We start from the raw sequence: 16,028 nt of genomic DNA on the forward strand, positions 1-16,028 counted from the left end.
TAGAGACCGTTTTGAAGGAGGAAACTTTTTTGGAACAACATCAACGGCGGACGATTGTTACCGGTGCGTTACTGCTGTCGAATATCATGGCAGGGATGGATGGAACAATTGTCAATACTGCATTACCGGCTATTACTAGTGATTTGCATGGTTTGCAATACATGGGCTGGATTATTGCAACCTTTCTGCTGGGAATGGCGGTCGCCACGCCCCTGTGGAGTAAATTTGGGGAACACAAGGGGAATAAGCAGGCTTACATTGCAGCAACCACATTATTTTTAGTGGGAGCAGTTTTCCAAGCCTTGGCGCCAAATATTTTGTGGTTTATTATTGCCCGAACGGTAATGGGAATCGGTGCTGGTGGAATGAACACCATTCCATTTATCGTTTTTGCGGAATTATATGAAGATCTTCGTCAGCGAGCTCAGGTATTAGGAATTGCCAGTGCCTGTTTTGGGACGGCTTCAATCATCGGCCCATTATTAGGTGGCTGGATTGTCGACGCGTTGAGCTGGCACTGGGTGTTCTATGTTAATGTGCCAATTGCGTTATTGGCCATTACGATCGTTAGTCTATTTTATAAAAACGTTTCAAAGCAGGCTGCGGGGAAGCCGGTTGATTACTTAGGTGCTTCACTATTAGTAGTTAGTTTGGTAATCATTTTGGTAGCAGTGCAGTTACTGGGTTCAGCATCACCGCTTCTGGTTACGTCCTTAATAATTGCGGGAATCGCCCTCTTAATTTGGATGGTCCGGGTCGACACGGTTGCTCCTGATCCAATCATTCCAAGTCGGCTGTTTAAAAATCGTGAATTAGTCATTGATTTTTTACTATTCGTGATTATTTGGGGATCATTCATTGCTTTTATTACCTATATTCCGATGTGGGCTCAAGGAATTTTAGGGTTGAGCGCCCTATTAGGGGGAATGACACAAATTCCCGGAGCGATTACTAATTTTATTGGTTCTGAATTAGTACCATTCTTGCAAGACCGGTGGGGCAAATATTGGATTGTAACCTGTGGTGCTGGTGCAATTTTCATTGCGTACCTTGGTATTATGATTGGTGGCCAGAATTCCCCATTCTGGTTGTTGTTGGTAATGGGCGCCTTCGAAGGTTTTGGTGTCGGATTGGTGTTTAATATCCTGCAAATTAATGTCCAAACAGATGCGGAACTACGGGATGTCCCGATTGCTACTTCCCTTGGTTATTTGCTGCGGATTTTAAGTCAGACTTTGATGTCAGCCGTTTATGGAGTAATTTTAAATCATGAGTTATTCTTAGGGGTTCAGCAACACCATGGAATTACTTTACGGATGCTGAATCAGCTATCAAATGCCAAAACAGCAGTGAATTTACCGAAAAGTCTTTTACCAATGATGCGGGAAATCCTTTATCAAGGCTACCGTAACATTATTTGGGCAGCAGTGGTCTTAATTGTTGTTTCTTTGGTAATTGTCGTTCCGTTAGGGTGGCAACACCATCTTAAAAAAGAAAATTAAAACAAAGCGCGAAGTTGTAATAATGCAACTTCGCGCTTTGTTTTAAACATTACTATGATGCAGATCTTCGACTTCAGTAACGGTAAAGCCCTTCTTTTGCAAACGTTTCACGATTTTGGTGACTCGATCGCGATCCACATTGGCTGGGAGAGTGAATAACACCTGCTTGCCGTCTTGATCATCTGGGTCTAACGAGATGACGTTGGCGATTTGGCAGAAGCGAGTAATCTCTTTAGTGGTTTGGGCCAGTTCACCCCGCTCATCGGAGAGGTGGACATTGAGAACATAGCGACCATTGTTGACATTCCAAGCTTCGGCCAACAGTTTTAACAGACTGTTATGGGTAAGAATACCATAGAAATTGTTGTGACTATCTAAAACCGTAATGTACGGTAAATCACGGATTGTAAAGAAGACGTTGTAAAAGTCGGCATTAATTGAGATAAACTTCGTTGAATTTTTTAATAATGAAGTCACCGGTAATGACATATCACCACCGCGTGATTTATGGCGGTAAATATGCATTTTGTAAATATTGCCCCGAAACATTTTTTTGGAAGGATCAAGCACTGGAACACAGCGGTAGCCAGAGTCTTCCAAGACTTTTAAAGCTTCTGCAAGTGTTACATCTTCGGTCAGGATAGTTAATTCATCCTTTGGTTTAATCAGTGAATTAAAGATCATTATTCAAGCTCCATTTTTGTATAATAACTACCATCATCATACCATAAAATTAAAAAATCATGAGAAAACAAATCAGGAATTTTGCATTCTGCGATGCTAGGGTATAATGATAATAACAAAGCTGGGCAAGGGGCGGAATGCTCTGGCGCGGCCTTTTTGTAGTTCAAAGGAGATTTTAAAATGAAAATGATTGTTGGCCTTGGTAATGTGGGGACCCGTTATGATGAAACTCGTCATAACACCGGATTTATGGTTGTGGAACAGCTGGCGCGTGATTATCATTTAGGTGCCTTTAAGCACGCTAAAAATATCGAAGCCGTTGTTGTTTCCGGAATGATTGATGGTCAAAAAGTCATGCTGGTCAAGCCAACGACCTTTATGAATGATTCCGGACGAGCCGTTAAACCATTAATGGATTATTACGATATCCCGCTAGAAGACATGGTGGTTGTGAATGACGACCTGGATATGCCCGTGGGAAAGGTCCGTCTGAAAACGCACGGTAAGTCTGGTGGCCATAATGGACTTAAAAGTATTATTCACTACATTGGCACGGACAAGTTTAATCGGGTCAAGTTAGGTATTGATCATCCAGCGCATGGGACCGTGGTAAGTCATGTGTTAGGAAAATTTAGTAAGGATGAACGGCCCCAATTTAATGAAGCTGTGATCACGGCTGAACATGCCCTCGAAGATTGGGTACACGGGGAAAACTTTGCAGAACTAATGAATGATTATAACTAATGAACTAAAAGGAGGGAGCTACTTGCAACTTGAAGAATTTGTCGCTAGCACACCCCAATTTAAAAAGATTCAAGCGGGATTGCATGATGGTGGACGACAGTTAGTGACGGGGGTTGGCGGCTCTGCTAAGACGGCCTTACTAGCCACCATTCAACAAAATAGTAAGACACCTCAAGTGGTAGTGTGCGATAGTTTATTCCACATGCAGTCGCTCGCCGCTGATCTAGAAAATTTATTACCAGAAACGGTAGTCTATCAATTTCCGGTTGAAGAGTCACTGGCGATGGAGATTGCCACGAGTTCACCAGATTTTCGGCTACAACGGGTTCAGGCAATGAATGCTCTGCTGAACGGACAGTCAGCAGTTATTGTGACGGCAACCGGTGGTTTACGTCGGCCGCTAGTTGCACCTGAGACCTTTAGTGATGCTCGGTTGGAGATCAAAATTGGTGGGGAGATTGACCCGCAACAAACAGCGCAAAAATTGATGATGATGGGTTATCAACGCCAAAAGATGGTAATGGCACCGGGTGACTTTGCAGTTCGGGGATCAATCATTGATATTTACGCACTGAATACCAAGTACCCGGTCCGGATTGATTTATTCGACACTGAAGTTGATTCATTACGGTATTTTGAAGCAAACAGTCAACGTAGTATCGAAAATGTTCAAGCAGTGACGGTGCTGCCGGCCACAGATTTGATTATCGATCAACAACGGTTGCCAGCATTACAGCAGCAATTAACGACAGAATATGAAACGCTGCACGAGCAGGCTAGTGACGAACAAGATGCTCGGCAAATTGAAAACCATTTTCGGCCCTTGCTAGAGGGCTTGAAAGCCGGTAATTTAGAGAATGGGTTATTAACGTATGCGGATATGGTTTATCCACAACCAGCTAATTTGTTAGATTACCTGCCTGCGGATGGGACTTTAATCGTAGATGATTTTTCACGGATTAAAGAAACTGATCGAGATCTGAAAACGGATGAACAACAATGGGTGCAGGAACGGATGAGTTATCATCAACGACAAAATGTCGGCAAATTGGGGAATGATGCTGACGAAGTTATTACGCATGCGCAGCAGGCGGCATTGTTTCTCGCCCTCTTCAAAAAGGGAATGGGAGCGCTCCGCTTTAAGCAGATTGTCGAATTGACCACCCGCTCCATGCAGCAATTCTTTGGCCAGATGGAATTGTTAAAAACCGAACTGCAACGTTTTAAAGAGCAGGGCGAGACGGTAGTCATCATGACAAAGAGTGATGAACGACGCCGTCAGGTTGCCCAGACGCTGCAGGATTTTCAAGTTGATGCACTGGAAACAGATTTTGCAGATCTTCAGCTACATAAAATTGAATTGGTGGCTGCCAATCTTAACCATGGGTTTGAAATGCCGGCGGCCCAATTAGTCGTCATTACTGAAGCGGAGATGTTCAAACAGGTGAAAAAGCGGCGTCCCCGGGCACAAAAGCTGGCGAATGCGGAACGGATTAAAAATTATACTGATCTGAAGCCTGGTGACTACGTCGTCCACGTTAACCATGGAATTGGTATCTTTGCGGGAATTAAAACGATGACGGTCGATGGGGTCCATCAGGATTACATCGTGATTGACTATCGTGACCATGCCCAAATTTTTGTTCCCGTTACGCAATTAAACTTGGTGCAAAAATATGTTTCTTCCGAATCAACGAAACCGCACATCAATAAACTAGGCGGTAATGAGTGGGCAAAAACCAAACGCCGGGTCGCGCAAAAGGTTGAAAATATTGCAGGCGACTTAGTGGATTTGTATGCCCAACGGAAGACGGCCAAGGGCTTTGCCTATCCCAAAGATGATTACTTACAAGAAAAATTTGATCATGAATTTCCGTATTCTGAAACCAAGGACCAACTGCGGAGCATCAATGAGGTCAAGGCAGATATGGAAAAACCCAAACCGATGGATCGCTTGCTTGTTGGAGACGTTGGTTATGGGAAAACTGAAGTGGCGCTGCGAGCGATCTTTAAGGCAGTTACCGGTGGTAAGCAGGTTGCCTTTTTGGTTCCGACCACGATTTTAGCCCAACAACACTATGATACGATGCGGGAACGGTTTGAAGGCTTTCCAGTAAAGATTGAAATGATGTCACGTTTCCGGACGCCCAAACAAATGAAGACCATCGAAAAAGGGTTAGCAGATGGTTCCATTGACGTGGTTGTCGGGACCCACCGCTTGTTGTCGAAGGATGTCCATTTTAAAGATCTCGGTCTGTTAATTATTGACGAGGAACAACGCTTTGGAGTTAAACATAAGGAAAAGCTAAAACAGTTGAAATCCAACGTTGATGTTTTAACGCTAACGGCAACGCCAATTCCCCGCACCTTACATATGTCGATGCTCGGTGTCCGCGACTTATCCGTCTTAGAAACGCCGCCAGTGGGTCGTTTTCCAATTCAAACCTACGTTTTAGAGCAAAACTGGTCAGCGATTCGTGATGGAATTCTGCGTGAAATGAAGCGTGGGGGTCAGGTTTACTACTTGCATAATCGAGTTAATGATATTGAACGGGTTGTTAACGAAATTGAAACCTTGGTTCCTGAGGCACGGGTGGCCGATATTCATGGTCAAATGAGTGAAGCCCAGTTGGAAGGTGTTTTGTATGACTTTATTCGTGGTGAATACGATGTACTAGTCACTACTTCTATTATTGAAACTGGGGTGGACATTCCAAATGTCAACACGTTGTTTGTAGAAAATGCTGACCGGATGGGGTTGGCACAGCTTTACCAAATTCGGGGACGAATTGGGCGAAGCAACCGAGTGGCCTACGCATACTTTATGTATCAACCAAATAAAGTTTTGACGGAGCCTGGAGAAAAACGACTGGCAGCGATTCGCGATTTTACAGAATTGGGTAGTGGCTTTAAGATTGCCATGCGTGATTTGGCAATTCGTGGTGCTGGTAATCTGTTAGGTAAACAACAGCACGGTTTTATTGATTCTGTGGGATATGATTTGTATTCGGATATGTTAGCGGATGCTGTTGCTAAAAAACAGGGACATCAACGGCCAAAAACCACCAATACGGAAATTGATGTGGCAGTCGAAGCATACTTGCCAAGCGATTATGTGAGTGACCAGCGCCAAAAGATCGAGTTATATAAACAAATCCGCAAGGCCCAAAGCAAGGATGAATTGTTAGACCTGCAAGGAGATTTGATTGACCGCTTTGGCGAATATGGTCAGCCTGTTGCAAACCTGTTATTGATTGGTGAATTAAAGATGAATGCGGATCAGGCTATGCTGACGAAGATTAAACAAAAGGGGGATAATATCCACCTGACGTTTGATCATCAGGCCAGCCAGTATGTGAAGGCGGCCGATATTATCCAAGGAGTCGCCCAAACCCGCTTTAAGTCTACTTTAGGAACCACTGATGATGGGGCCATTACTGTGCGGCTAATCATTCAGCCGAAGATGACTCAACAAGATTGGCTGCAACAGCTCTTGCAACTAGTTGAATATTTAGCGGCCCTTGTGCAAGATGCTCAGGATGAACAAGAAACAAAGAAATGAGGAAAAATACATGCGTTTAGATCGATTTTTAAAAGTTTCACGAATTATTAAGCGCCGAACCATTGCTAAAAAAATCGCCGATCAAGGGCGGATTTTGATTAATGATAAAGTGGCTAAATCATCAACGGATGTTCGCGCTGGTGATGTGTTAACGATTAAATTTGGCAATAAAACGGAACAGGTCAAGGTTAATCAAATCCTTGAAACAACTAAAAAGGCAGAAGCCGAAAATATGTATGAAATTTTAGATGTCAGTTATGCGGAAAATTTTGATGATCAAATTTAACGTCCGCTAAATTGAAGTTCAAAAGCTTAGTAAAATTATTAGAGATTTACTAGTAATTTGGGGACTTTTCTGCTACGATTTATTATAAAAGTTGTAGACATTTTGTTGGCTTGATTGGTATACTTTATTACTGATAAGCAAAGCGGGGATTATGTAATGAAAAATCAGTTTAAAAATAACATTACAAAATTAAATACTCCCTTTACTCGGCAACGCGAGCTGGAGCAAAGCAGTGAACAGGCCTATCGTTATCAGGTTCATATGCGCCGGGCAAAGGTTATTTTGGCGATTTTTATTGTTTTATTCCTGATCTTGGCAATCCAAATTATTGGGACCAAGCGGGAATTGGGGAAGGTTAATCACAACATTGCGAAAGCCAATGTGACCCTCACAAATAAAAAGGCCACCAATACTAAGCTGAAAAAGCAAGTCAAAAAAATGCATAATCCAAGCTATCTACAGGAATTGGTTCGTGAAAAGTATAATTATGCGAAAGACGGCGAAACAATTTATAATTTCGTCAAGTAGCGATAATGAACGGGGCGGGAGTTTTCCAGTCCCGTTCATTATTTAATGTAATTAAGAGACTATTAATTTAACCATTGGGTATGCTATACTCGGGTAGATTAAAATTTTATTAGAAGTAGGAGGATTGCTAGTTCATGGCAATTGAAGAAGGAGCTAAGGTTACTGGAAAGGTGTCTGGCATTACTAATTTTGGGGCATTTATTGATTTAGCTGATCACCAGACCGGATTAGTTCACATCAGTCAGGTATCAAATCATTACGTCAAAGATATTCATGATGTCTTATCAGTTGGTGATGAAGTCACGGTCAAAGTCATTAAAGTTGCGGATGATGGCAAGATTGCCTTATCCATTAAAGCAGCGGAAGAACAAAAGAGCGACCATCATCATGAGCGGCATGATCATCATGAACATCGATCAGCAAATGAACATCACGGAGCTCATGAGCGTGGTACCCAACGATCAGGACATTTTCAACGAAGTCACCATGGTGCCCCAGGCGGCTTTGGCACACGCCATGAAAAGAGTTATTTTGACGATATGCTAGCAAGCTACATGAAAGAGAGTGAATCACGACTATCAACCTTAAAACGGCAAACTGATGGTAAGCGTGGTGGCCGTGGTGGCCGGCGGAGCTAATGGCTGATCAACTTCACTTGACAGTAAAACGGTGCCTAGAGCGGTACCGTTTTTTTTCGTTGAAGCAACCGCTGGTGGTGGCCGTTTCTACCGGTGTTGATTCAATGACTTTACTCCATGTGCTTGGCTCACTGCTCTCTGCTGACCAGTTGGTAGTGGCCCATGTCAATCACCATTTGCGGGCGCAAAGTCAGCAGGAAGAACAATTTTTACGGCAGCAGTGTCAACAAATGGGAGTGCGATTATATGTTGACCAGTGGGAAAACCATCCGCAGCATGGAATTGAAAACGCGGCGCGTCAGGAGCGATACCGGTTTTTTGCTAAGGTAATGCATGAAACGAAGGCAGCTTATTTGCTGACTGCCCATCATGAAAATGACCTTGCGGAAACGATGCTGATGAAGCTGTTGCGAACTGGAGATGCTACCGCCACTGTTGGCATTCGTGAAGCCCGGCCGTTTGCGAATGGACAGTTGTTGCGCCCCCTTCTGCGAGTTACCAAAAAATCCTTAGTTGAGTATGCTCGTGTACATCAATTGAAATGGTATGAAGATGCAACAAATCAGGAAGACATGACGTTGAGAAATCGGGTCCGCCATCACTATCTGCCCGAATGGGAACGGGAAAATCCTCGAGTGGTGGATCACTTGCTTAAGTTCCATGACCAGCTAACGGAATTATTAACGATGAAGGATGACATCGTCAGTCAGCTTATGACTAGGATTGTTCATAACGGTCAACTAGATATCACCAGTTACCAACAACAGGTGCCGGTTATTCGACATTGTTTACTGTATCGCTGGGTTAATGATCAAGGGATGTTTGCTCTACAAGAACAACGCAGTCACCAAATTGACCAGTTCCTGTGTAATCAGCAGTCACCATCTTCAACAATGATGATTAGTAATGATTTACAGTTAATTAAGAACTATCAGCAGGCAGAGCTAAAAAAGGTTCAGAATTTACCCACAAAAAATCAAAAAGTCAGCGATTTTATGGTAAAATTTGACCATTGGTACACGAGGCCTGCTGGTGATCAATGGGGGATTTTTAGCCACCCGCAAGAACGCACCATTGCTGAGCTATGGCTAACTGGTGGTCAGTTACCACTTCGCGTACGGACGTGGCGACCGACGGATCGAATTCGTCTCAAGTCGGGTCATCATCAAGCAATCCGCCGGGTTCTTATTAACCAAAAAGTGCCGCTTAACCAGCGACAACAGCAGTTAGTGGTTGTTGATCGGTTTGATCAGGTACTTTGGTTAATTGGTCACAAAACGACGTGGTTGGATCGGCAACAGGTTCGTAACCAACGGTATGAAAAGAGATATTTTTGTCAAAAATAGATACGGGAGAGAACGATGAATAACGATATTGAACGCGTCATTTATGACCAACAAGAAATTGACCAGCGGGTCAGTGAGCTGGCCAAACAATTGAATCATGATTATGCTGGTAAGCGAGATGTAGTTGTGGTTGCGGTCTTAACCGGGGCGATCATGTTTACGATGGACCTCTACAAGCGCCTTGATTTATATGCCCACATTGACTTTGTCGATGTTTCCAGTTATCAAGGTGGTACTTCTTCGACGGGCTCAGTTAAGTTATTGCATGACCTGAAAAATGATATCAAAGGAAAAGATGTCATTGTCTGTGAGGATATCGTCGATACAGGACGCACCCTCAAGTTCTTAATCGATTTACTGAAGGATCGTGGCGCTAATAGCATCAAGATCTGTTCAATTTTTGACAAGCCAGCGGGGCGGGTCGTCGATGTTCAAGCCGATTACGTCGGCTTTGATGTGCCAAACGAATTTTTGGTAGGCTACGGACTGGATTATCAGGGACTGTATCGTAACCTGCCATATATTGGGGTTTTAAAGCCCAGTGTGTACCAAAAAAAACATGACTAAATTATTGGTCAGTGATGGTCAAATATGCTATCATAAATGCACTGTAATCAATAAGCACCAACACTGCTAGGAATAGGAGGTTGTTATGAACAACAATCGTAAAAATAACGGATTTACTCATAACGTGCTCTTCTATGCAGTTATCTTCCTGTGCATCATGGGAATTGTTTACTTTTTCTTTGGTGGCAATAATAATGGTGGCCAAAGTAAAAACGTTTCCCAGACTCAGTTTGTGACTGCGTTACGTAAGAATCAGGTTAAGAGTTTCCAAGTTCAACCAAATGGTGGTGTTTACAAAGTTACGGGGACTTATCGAAAGCCGCAAAAGATGTCTAGCGACAATCAAGCTGGTTTTTCCTTAATGAACCAACGCTCAAGCACTACTACTAATTTCCAGAGTTCTGTTTTGCAGAGTGACGTGACCGTTAACCAATTACAAAAGTATGCGGATAAAAATAACGTTAAGATCACTACGCATCCAGAAGAGTCCAATAGTATTTGGGTTAACTTATTAGTCACAGCCTTACCAATTGTGATTATGATCCTCTTCTTCTACATGATGATGGGTCAAGCAGGACAAGGTGGCGGCCGTGGGGTGATGAACTTTGGCAAGACCAAGGCCAAGCCATCTAACTCCAAAGATAATAAGGTTCGCTTCTCAGATGTTGCCGGTGAAGAAGAAGAAAAACAAGAACTGGTCGAAGTTGTTGAATTTTTGAAAGACCCAAAGAAGTTTATGAAATTAGGTGCCAAGATTCCATCTGGTGTCTTGCTGGAAGGACCTCCAGGTACTGGTAAGACTTTGCTAGCCAAAGCTGTTGCTGGTGAAGCGGGTGTACCATTCTATTCAATTTCTGGTTCGGACTTCGTTGAAATGTTCGTCGGGGTCGGTGCTAGTCGTGTCCGGGATCTTTTTGACCAAGCCAAGAAGAATGCACCATCGATCATTTTCATTGATGAAATTGATGCCGTGGGTCGTCGCCGTGGTAACGGCATGGGTGGTGGCCATGATGAACGGGAACAAACCTTGAACCAATTGTTGGTTGAAATGGATGGTTTCCAAGGCGATGAAGGAGTCATTGTTATGGCTGCGACGAACCGTTCCGACGTCCTTGATCCTGCCTTGCTGAGGCCTGGCCGTTTTGACCGGAAGATTCTGGTTGGTCGGCCGGACGTTAAGGGCCGTGAAGCTATTTTACGGGTTCACGCTAAGAATAAGCCGTTGGCGCCAGACGTAGATTTGAAGGAAATTGCTAAACAAACGCCAGGATTTGTCGGGGCGGATTTAGCTAACCTGTTAAATGAAGCGGCGTTGTTAGCGGCCCGGCGAAACAAGACAGAAATTGATGCATCTGACGTTGATGAAGCTGAAGATCGGGTAATTGCTGGACCTGCCAAGCGTGATCGAGTAGTTTCACCACAAGAACGCAAGACAGTTGCATACCACGAAGCTGGTCATACCATTGTTGGGTTAGTCTTGAATGATGCACGAGTTGTTCACAAGGTTACGATTGTTCCTCGTGGTCGAGCTGGTGGTTATGCCATCATGCTGCCAAAGGAAGACCAGATGTTAATGAGCAAGAAGAATGCTGAGGAACAAATTGCTGGTCTGATGGGTGGTCGTGCTGCTGAAGAACTGATTTTCAACTCCCAATCATCTGGGGCTTCGAATGACTTTGAACAAGCTACCCAAATTGCTCGTTCCATGGTTACCCAATACGGGATGAGTGACAAGATTGGACCAGTCGAACTGCAAAGCTCTGGTCAGGTCTTTACTGGTCAAGGTTATGATCAGTCGCCATATTCAGAAAAGACTGCGGCTTTAGTTGATGAAGAAGTTCGGCGGATCTTAACTGAAGGTCACCAACGGGCATTGCATATTATTGAAACACATCGTGATCAACATAAGCTGATTGCGGAAGCATTGCTGAAGTATGAAACGCTTGATGAAAAACAAATTCTCAGCCTTTACAAGGACGGGAAGATGCCAGAAAAGGATGTTGAGGCTGCGGAAGATGAACAGCGGGCAGCAACTTTTGAGGAATCAAAGCGTGAATTAGAGCGTCGAGAAAACGCAAAGAGTGACCAAGAAAACGCGGATGAACTGCCGGACAGTTCTGATGCAACGGTTACGCCAAAGAGTAGTGATGACAATTCATCAACTAATGGTGAAGATAACACTACCGACCATCATTCTACAGATGATGATTAATTGAGTTGAAGGAATTGTGCTGAGAAAGCACAATTCCTTTTTTAGTAATGATTTAATGATAAAATAGGTGCAGAGATTTTAACTGGAGGAGTCAAAGATGACGGAAGATTATTTAGTAAAAGCAGTAGCAGAAAATGATATGTTTCGTGCTTATGCGGTTAACGCGACGCAGTTGGTTGCGGAGGCGCAAAGAATTCACGGTACTTGGAGTGCCGCTTCGGCAGCCCTTGGCCGGACGTTGATTGGAACATTGTTACTGTCAACATCCGGGTTACAGGGTGATGCAGGCTTAACAGTCAAAATTCAAGGAAACGGTCCAGTTGGTTTTATCGTGGCAGACGGGACTGCAAATGGAACGGTCAAGGGTTATGTTCACAACCCTCACGTTAACTTACCGCTGAACAGTAAGGGAAAGATTGATGTGGCTGGAGCGGTTGGTCATCAGGGAACGTTAGCAGTTACCAAAATGAATCCGGGTGATAAAACGCCATATACTGGAGAGGTTGACCTAGTTTCAGGCGAGTTAGGTGATGATTTTACTTACTATCTCGCGCAGTCAGAACAAATTCCGTCCGCAGTTGGGTTATCCGTATTTGTCGAAAAGGATGATCAGATTGGGGTTGCCGGTGGATTTATGGTGCAAGTATTGCCGGGAGCAAAAGACGAACAAATTGCGGATTTGGAAAAATCAATCAAAGATCTGCCATTAGTTTCAGAAATGCTTCGGGATGGTGATACGCCGGAGGATATCTTAAAGCGCATCTTTGCCGGGAAGGAATTAAAAATTTTAGATAAAATGCCGGTAAAGTACCAATGTAATTGCTCAAAAGAACGTTTTGCTAAGGCTTTAGCTAGTGTGAAAAAGGCCGATTTACAAGAGATGATTACGAAGGATCATGGTGCGCAGGCGGTCTGCCAATTCTGTGGCAAAAAGTATGAATTTACAGAAGATGAATTAAAGGCAATGCTTACTGCCCAAAAATAGTTTGCATTGCTGTGATACAATAGTGATTGTGATTTTTTAAGAGAAGGGGGAAAGCTCATGGAATGGCACATTGGGGACGTTAAAATTCCCAATCAAGTCGTTGTCGCACCAATGGCCGGGGTCACAAACAAGGCTTTTCGGGTCATTTGTAAAAAATTTGGTGCTGGTTACGTGGTTTGTGAAATGATTTCCGATCGCGGAATTATGTATCATAATAAAAAGACCTTGTCGATGACGACGGTAGATCCGCATGAACATCCAATGGGAATCCAGATTTTTGGTGGTACCAAGGAGACCTTAGTTGAAGGGGCTAAGTTTATTGATCAGCACACGGCTGCCGATGTGATTGATATCAACATGGGGTGCCCAGTCAATAAAGTTGTTAATACTGATGCTGGAGCACGGTGGTTACTTGATCCCAACAAGGTGTATGAGATGGTTTCTTATGTCGTGGATGCTGTTCAAAAGCCGGTGACCGTCAAAATGCGGACTGGCTGGGATGATAAACATATTTTTGCGGTTGAGAATGCACTGGCAGCAGAACGGGCAGGGGCGTCGGCAATCGCAATGCATGGTCGAACCAGAAAACAGATGTATACAGGACATGCTGATTGGGATATCCTAAAAGAAGTGGCCGGACAATTAACAATTCCGTTTATGGGTAATGGGGATGTCAAAACCCCAGAAGATGCCAAACGAATGTTAGATGAAGTGGGTGCTGATGCTGTGATGATTGGTCGGGCAGCAATGGGTAACCCATGGATGTTGACCCGAACAGAACACTATTTGGAAACTGGGGAGTTACTGCCGGAAGCGACCCCTCAACAAAAGATCCAGACCGCTAAGGGTCACTTAGCAGCACTTTGCGATTTAAAGGGTGAGTATGTTGGGATCCGTGAATTTCGCGGTCAGGCGGCCTATTATCTCAAAGGAATTCCTCGGTCTGCACGGACCAAGGTTGCGCTAATGTCGGCAACTAAACAGGCCGAGGCCGATGAAATTTTTGACCGTTTTTTGGATCAATACGAAGAACGACTCGTTAAGAAGCAAACCGCACAGTAAGAGGAGGATTATTGATGGCAAAGGAAGAAAAGTTAAATGATCAAATGTTTGTTCGTCGGCAAAAGATGGACGCATTGCGTGAGCAAGGGATTGACCCATTTGGGCACCGTTTTGCACCGGATCACGATATTTCAACGGAAATTCGGGCAAAGTACGGTAATGACAGTGAAGAATTATTAGCTCAACAACAAAACGAAGTGACCATTGCTGGTCGAATGATTGCCAAACGGGGTAGTGGGAAGGCTAGTTTTGCTGACTTGCTTGACCGGGGTGGTAAGATTCAATTTTATGTTCGTCAAGATGTAGTTGGTGAAGAAACGTACCAGCTGTTCAAAGATTCAGACATTGGTGACTTCTGGGGAATCACTGGTGATGTGATTAAGACCCGGATGGGTGAATTAACGATCCGTGCACGTAAGATGACTTTCTTGACGAAGGCTCTGCGCCCACTCCCAGATAAGTATCATGGTTTACAAGACCCTGAATTAGTATATCGTCAGCGGTACTTGGATTTAATTACCAATCGTGACAGTTTTGAACGCTTCCAGACGTGGACCAAGATCATTAAGGCAATCCGGAATTACATGGACAGTAACGACTTTACGGAAGTTGAAACACCAATTTTAGAAAACGTGGCATCAGGTGCCGAGGCGCGGCCATTTATTACCCACCACAATGCTCTTGATATTGATATGTATATGCGAATTGCTACTGAATTACGCTTGAAGCGTTTAATTGTTGGTGGCATGGAACGAGTTTATGAACTTGGCCGGATTTTCCGAAATGAAGGAATGGATCCGCACCATAATCCAGAATTTGACACGATGGAAACGTATGCCGCCTACTTTGACTTTAATGATGTTATGCAGGAAACTGAAGGAATCTTTAAGACCGCTGCCAAAGTCGTTAGTGATGATCTTAAGGTTAATTATCAAGGGACAGAACTTGATTTCAGCAAGCCATTTGAACGGATGCACATGGTTGATGCCATTAAGAAGTTCACTGGGGTTGACTTCTGGCCTGAAATGACTGTTGAAGAAGCTCGCAAACTGGCCGATGAAAATGGGGTTCAGTACGAAGATTGGTGGAAGGTTGGTCATATTATTAATGCCTTCTTTGAAGATAAGGTACAGGACCAGCTGGAACAACCGATCTTTATCTATGGTCATCCAAAGGAAATTTCACCATTAGCACACTTGAACCGTGAAGATCCACGATTTACGGATCGGTTTGAACTGTATATTTTGGGGAATGAATACGCAAATGCCTTTACAGAATTAAATGATCCAATTGACCAACGGCAACGTTTTGAAGCAGAAGCAAAAGAACATGCAGAAGGTAATGATGAATACCAACCAATTGATGAAGACTTTGTGGAAGCACTCGAATACGGGATGCCACCAACAGGAGGACTCGGTGTTGGAATTGATCGGTTAGTGATGTTAATGACTGATGCAAAGTCCATTCGGGATGTTTTACTGTTCCCAACAATGCGGCCAAAGACGAATAACTAAAATAAAGAAAAGTCATTTTTTGACTTTTCTTTATTTTTTTATTGTTAGGTATTTAGTTTTTGAAATGGAATAATTAAGTAACATAAGCTAGTAAAAGTTCGCAATTCATGGATAATATATGATCAATTTTACATAAAGTTCGTGATATAGCTAATTAGTAGTTGTGCGATTAAAAAAAGTGTGTTGACTTTTAAGGAACAGTTCTTTATAGTATATAAACGTTGTTACGACAGGTTGTTGTTTCAACGGAAATATATCAAACTTGTTGTTGACGATGAGTTATCAATATGATATATTTTAAAAGTTGTCAGTTTTGATTAACTTCTTCAAAAAAGTTGTTGACAAATCCTTGATAACGTTGTAGTATAATAAATGCTTTCTGAGTTATCAGTCAGCAT

The 16,028-nt window shown here is 43.3% G+C and carries 13 protein-coding genes; 12 read left to right on the forward strand and 1 reads right to left on the reverse strand.

Annotation, left to right across the window (positions count from 1 at the left end; all coding sequences use genetic code 11):
- The first annotated feature begins 29 nt into the window (after positions 1 to 29).
- Positions 30 to 1,502 carry an MFS transporter gene (locus HMPREF0501_RS07305; RefSeq protein WP_040456138.1) on the forward strand — a complete coding sequence of 491 codons (1,473 nt, stop codon included), beginning with the start codon at positions 30 to 32 and terminating at the stop codon, positions 1,500 to 1,502.
- A gap of 42 nt (positions 1,503 to 1,544) precedes the next feature.
- On the opposite strand, the gene cbpA is transcribed toward HMPREF0501_RS07305, so the two are convergent.
- On the reverse strand, positions 1,545 to 2,186 hold the full coding sequence (cbpA, locus tag HMPREF0501_RS07310; RefSeq protein ID WP_006917340.1) for a cyclic di-AMP binding protein CbpA: 642 nt from the start codon (positions 2,184 to 2,186) through the stop codon (positions 1,545 to 1,547).
- Between the two features lie 180 nt (positions 2,187 to 2,366).
- Between cbpA and pth the strand changes: the two genes are divergently transcribed.
- The 11 genes from pth to lysS all read left to right on the forward strand — a co-directional run bounded on the left by pth (position 2,367) and on the right by lysS (position 15,630).
- On the forward strand, positions 2,367 to 2,930 hold the full coding sequence (gene pth, locus HMPREF0501_RS07315) for an aminoacyl-tRNA hydrolase (protein WP_006917343.1): 564 nt from the start codon (positions 2,367 to 2,369) through the stop codon (positions 2,928 to 2,930).
- A gap of 22 nt (positions 2,931 to 2,952) precedes the next feature.
- Complete coding sequence (gene mfd, locus HMPREF0501_RS07320) at positions 2,953 to 6,492, forward strand: transcription-repair coupling factor (RefSeq protein WP_006917344.1); 3,540 nt, start codon at positions 2,953 to 2,955, stop codon at positions 6,490 to 6,492.
- Positions 6,493 to 6,502: 10 nt separating this feature from the next.
- Entirely contained in the window at positions 6,503 to 6,778 is a 276-nt protein-coding gene (locus tag HMPREF0501_RS07325; RefSeq protein ID WP_006917345.1) for an RNA-binding S4 domain-containing protein, read from the forward strand.
- A gap of 156 nt (positions 6,779 to 6,934) precedes the next feature.
- Positions 6,935 to 7,306 carry an FtsB family cell division protein gene (locus HMPREF0501_RS07330; RefSeq protein WP_040456140.1) on the forward strand — a complete coding sequence of 124 codons (372 nt, stop codon included), beginning with the start codon at positions 6,935 to 6,937 and terminating at the stop codon, positions 7,304 to 7,306.
- A 134-nt stretch (positions 7,307 to 7,440) separates the two neighbouring features.
- Entirely contained in the window at positions 7,441 to 7,944 is a 504-nt protein-coding gene (locus tag HMPREF0501_RS07335; RefSeq protein WP_006917348.1) for a S1 domain-containing RNA-binding protein, read from the forward strand.
- Positions 7,944 to 9,290, forward strand: coding sequence for a tRNA lysidine(34) synthetase TilS (tilS, locus tag HMPREF0501_RS07340; protein WP_006917350.1), 1,347 nt, complete (start codon positions 7,944 to 7,946; stop codon positions 9,288 to 9,290). The genes HMPREF0501_RS07335 and tilS overlap by 1 nt, the downstream gene beginning before the upstream one ends.
- Before the next feature lie 15 nt (positions 9,291 to 9,305).
- The gene (hpt, locus tag HMPREF0501_RS07345; RefSeq protein ID WP_006917352.1) at positions 9,306 to 9,857 is read left to right on the forward strand and encodes a hypoxanthine phosphoribosyltransferase; all 552 of its coding nucleotides are present in this window, start codon (positions 9,306 to 9,308) and stop codon (positions 9,855 to 9,857) included.
- An 85-nt stretch (positions 9,858 to 9,942) separates the two neighbouring features.
- Positions 9,943 to 12,069: an ATP-dependent zinc metalloprotease FtsH gene (gene ftsH / locus HMPREF0501_RS07350; RefSeq protein ID WP_006917354.1), complete on the forward strand. Its 2,127-nt coding sequence runs from the start codon at positions 9,943 to 9,945 to the stop codon at positions 12,067 to 12,069.
- A 97-nt stretch (positions 12,070 to 12,166) separates the two neighbouring features.
- Positions 12,167 to 13,054, forward strand: coding sequence for an Hsp33 family molecular chaperone HslO (gene hslO / locus HMPREF0501_RS07355; protein WP_006917358.1), 888 nt, complete (start codon positions 12,167 to 12,169; stop codon positions 13,052 to 13,054).
- Between the two features lie 57 nt (positions 13,055 to 13,111).
- On the forward strand, positions 13,112 to 14,116 hold the full coding sequence (dusB, locus tag HMPREF0501_RS07360; protein ID WP_006917360.1) for a tRNA dihydrouridine synthase DusB: 1,005 nt from the start codon (positions 13,112 to 13,114) through the stop codon (positions 14,114 to 14,116).
- Between the two features lie 14 nt (positions 14,117 to 14,130).
- Positions 14,131 to 15,630 (forward strand): lysine--tRNA ligase, encoded by a 1,500-nt coding sequence (gene lysS / locus HMPREF0501_RS07365; protein WP_006917361.1) that lies wholly within the window; start codon positions 14,131 to 14,133, stop codon positions 15,628 to 15,630.
- The last annotated feature ends 398 nt before the right edge of the window (positions 15,631 to 16,028 follow it).

Origin of the sequence: Limosilactobacillus coleohominis 101-4-CHN, from assembly GCF_000161935.1 — a bacterium.
Taxonomy (GTDB): Bacteria; Bacillota; Bacilli; order Lactobacillales; family Lactobacillaceae; genus Limosilactobacillus; species Limosilactobacillus coleohominis_A.

Coding starts and splice junctions, on each gene's coding strand:
- cbpA (WP_006917340.1), bottom strand. CDS start 2,186: ATGATCTTTAATTCACTGATTAAACCAAAGGATGAATTAACTATCCTG.
- pth (WP_006917343.1), top strand. CDS start 2,367: ATGAAAATGATTGTTGGCCTTGGTAATGTGGGGACCCGTTATGATGAA.
- HMPREF0501_RS07325 (WP_006917345.1), top strand. CDS start 6,503: ATGCGTTTAGATCGATTTTTAAAAGTTTCACGAATTATTAAGCGCCGA.
- HMPREF0501_RS07330 (WP_040456140.1), top strand. CDS start 6,935: ATGAAAAATCAGTTTAAAAATAACATTACAAAATTAAATACTCCCTTT.
- HMPREF0501_RS07335 (WP_006917348.1), top strand. CDS start 7,441: ATGGCAATTGAAGAAGGAGCTAAGGTTACTGGAAAGGTGTCTGGCATT.
- tilS (WP_006917350.1), top strand. CDS start 7,944: ATGGCTGATCAACTTCACTTGACAGTAAAACGGTGCCTAGAGCGGTAC.
- hpt (WP_006917352.1), top strand. CDS start 9,306: ATGAATAACGATATTGAACGCGTCATTTATGACCAACAAGAAATTGAC.
- ftsH (WP_006917354.1), top strand. CDS start 9,943: ATGAACAACAATCGTAAAAATAACGGATTTACTCATAACGTGCTCTTC.
- hslO (WP_006917358.1), top strand. CDS start 12,167: ATGACGGAAGATTATTTAGTAAAAGCAGTAGCAGAAAATGATATGTTT.
- dusB (WP_006917360.1), top strand. CDS start 13,112: ATGGAATGGCACATTGGGGACGTTAAAATTCCCAATCAAGTCGTTGTC.
- lysS (WP_006917361.1), top strand. CDS start 14,131: ATGGCAAAGGAAGAAAAGTTAAATGATCAAATGTTTGTTCGTCGGCAA.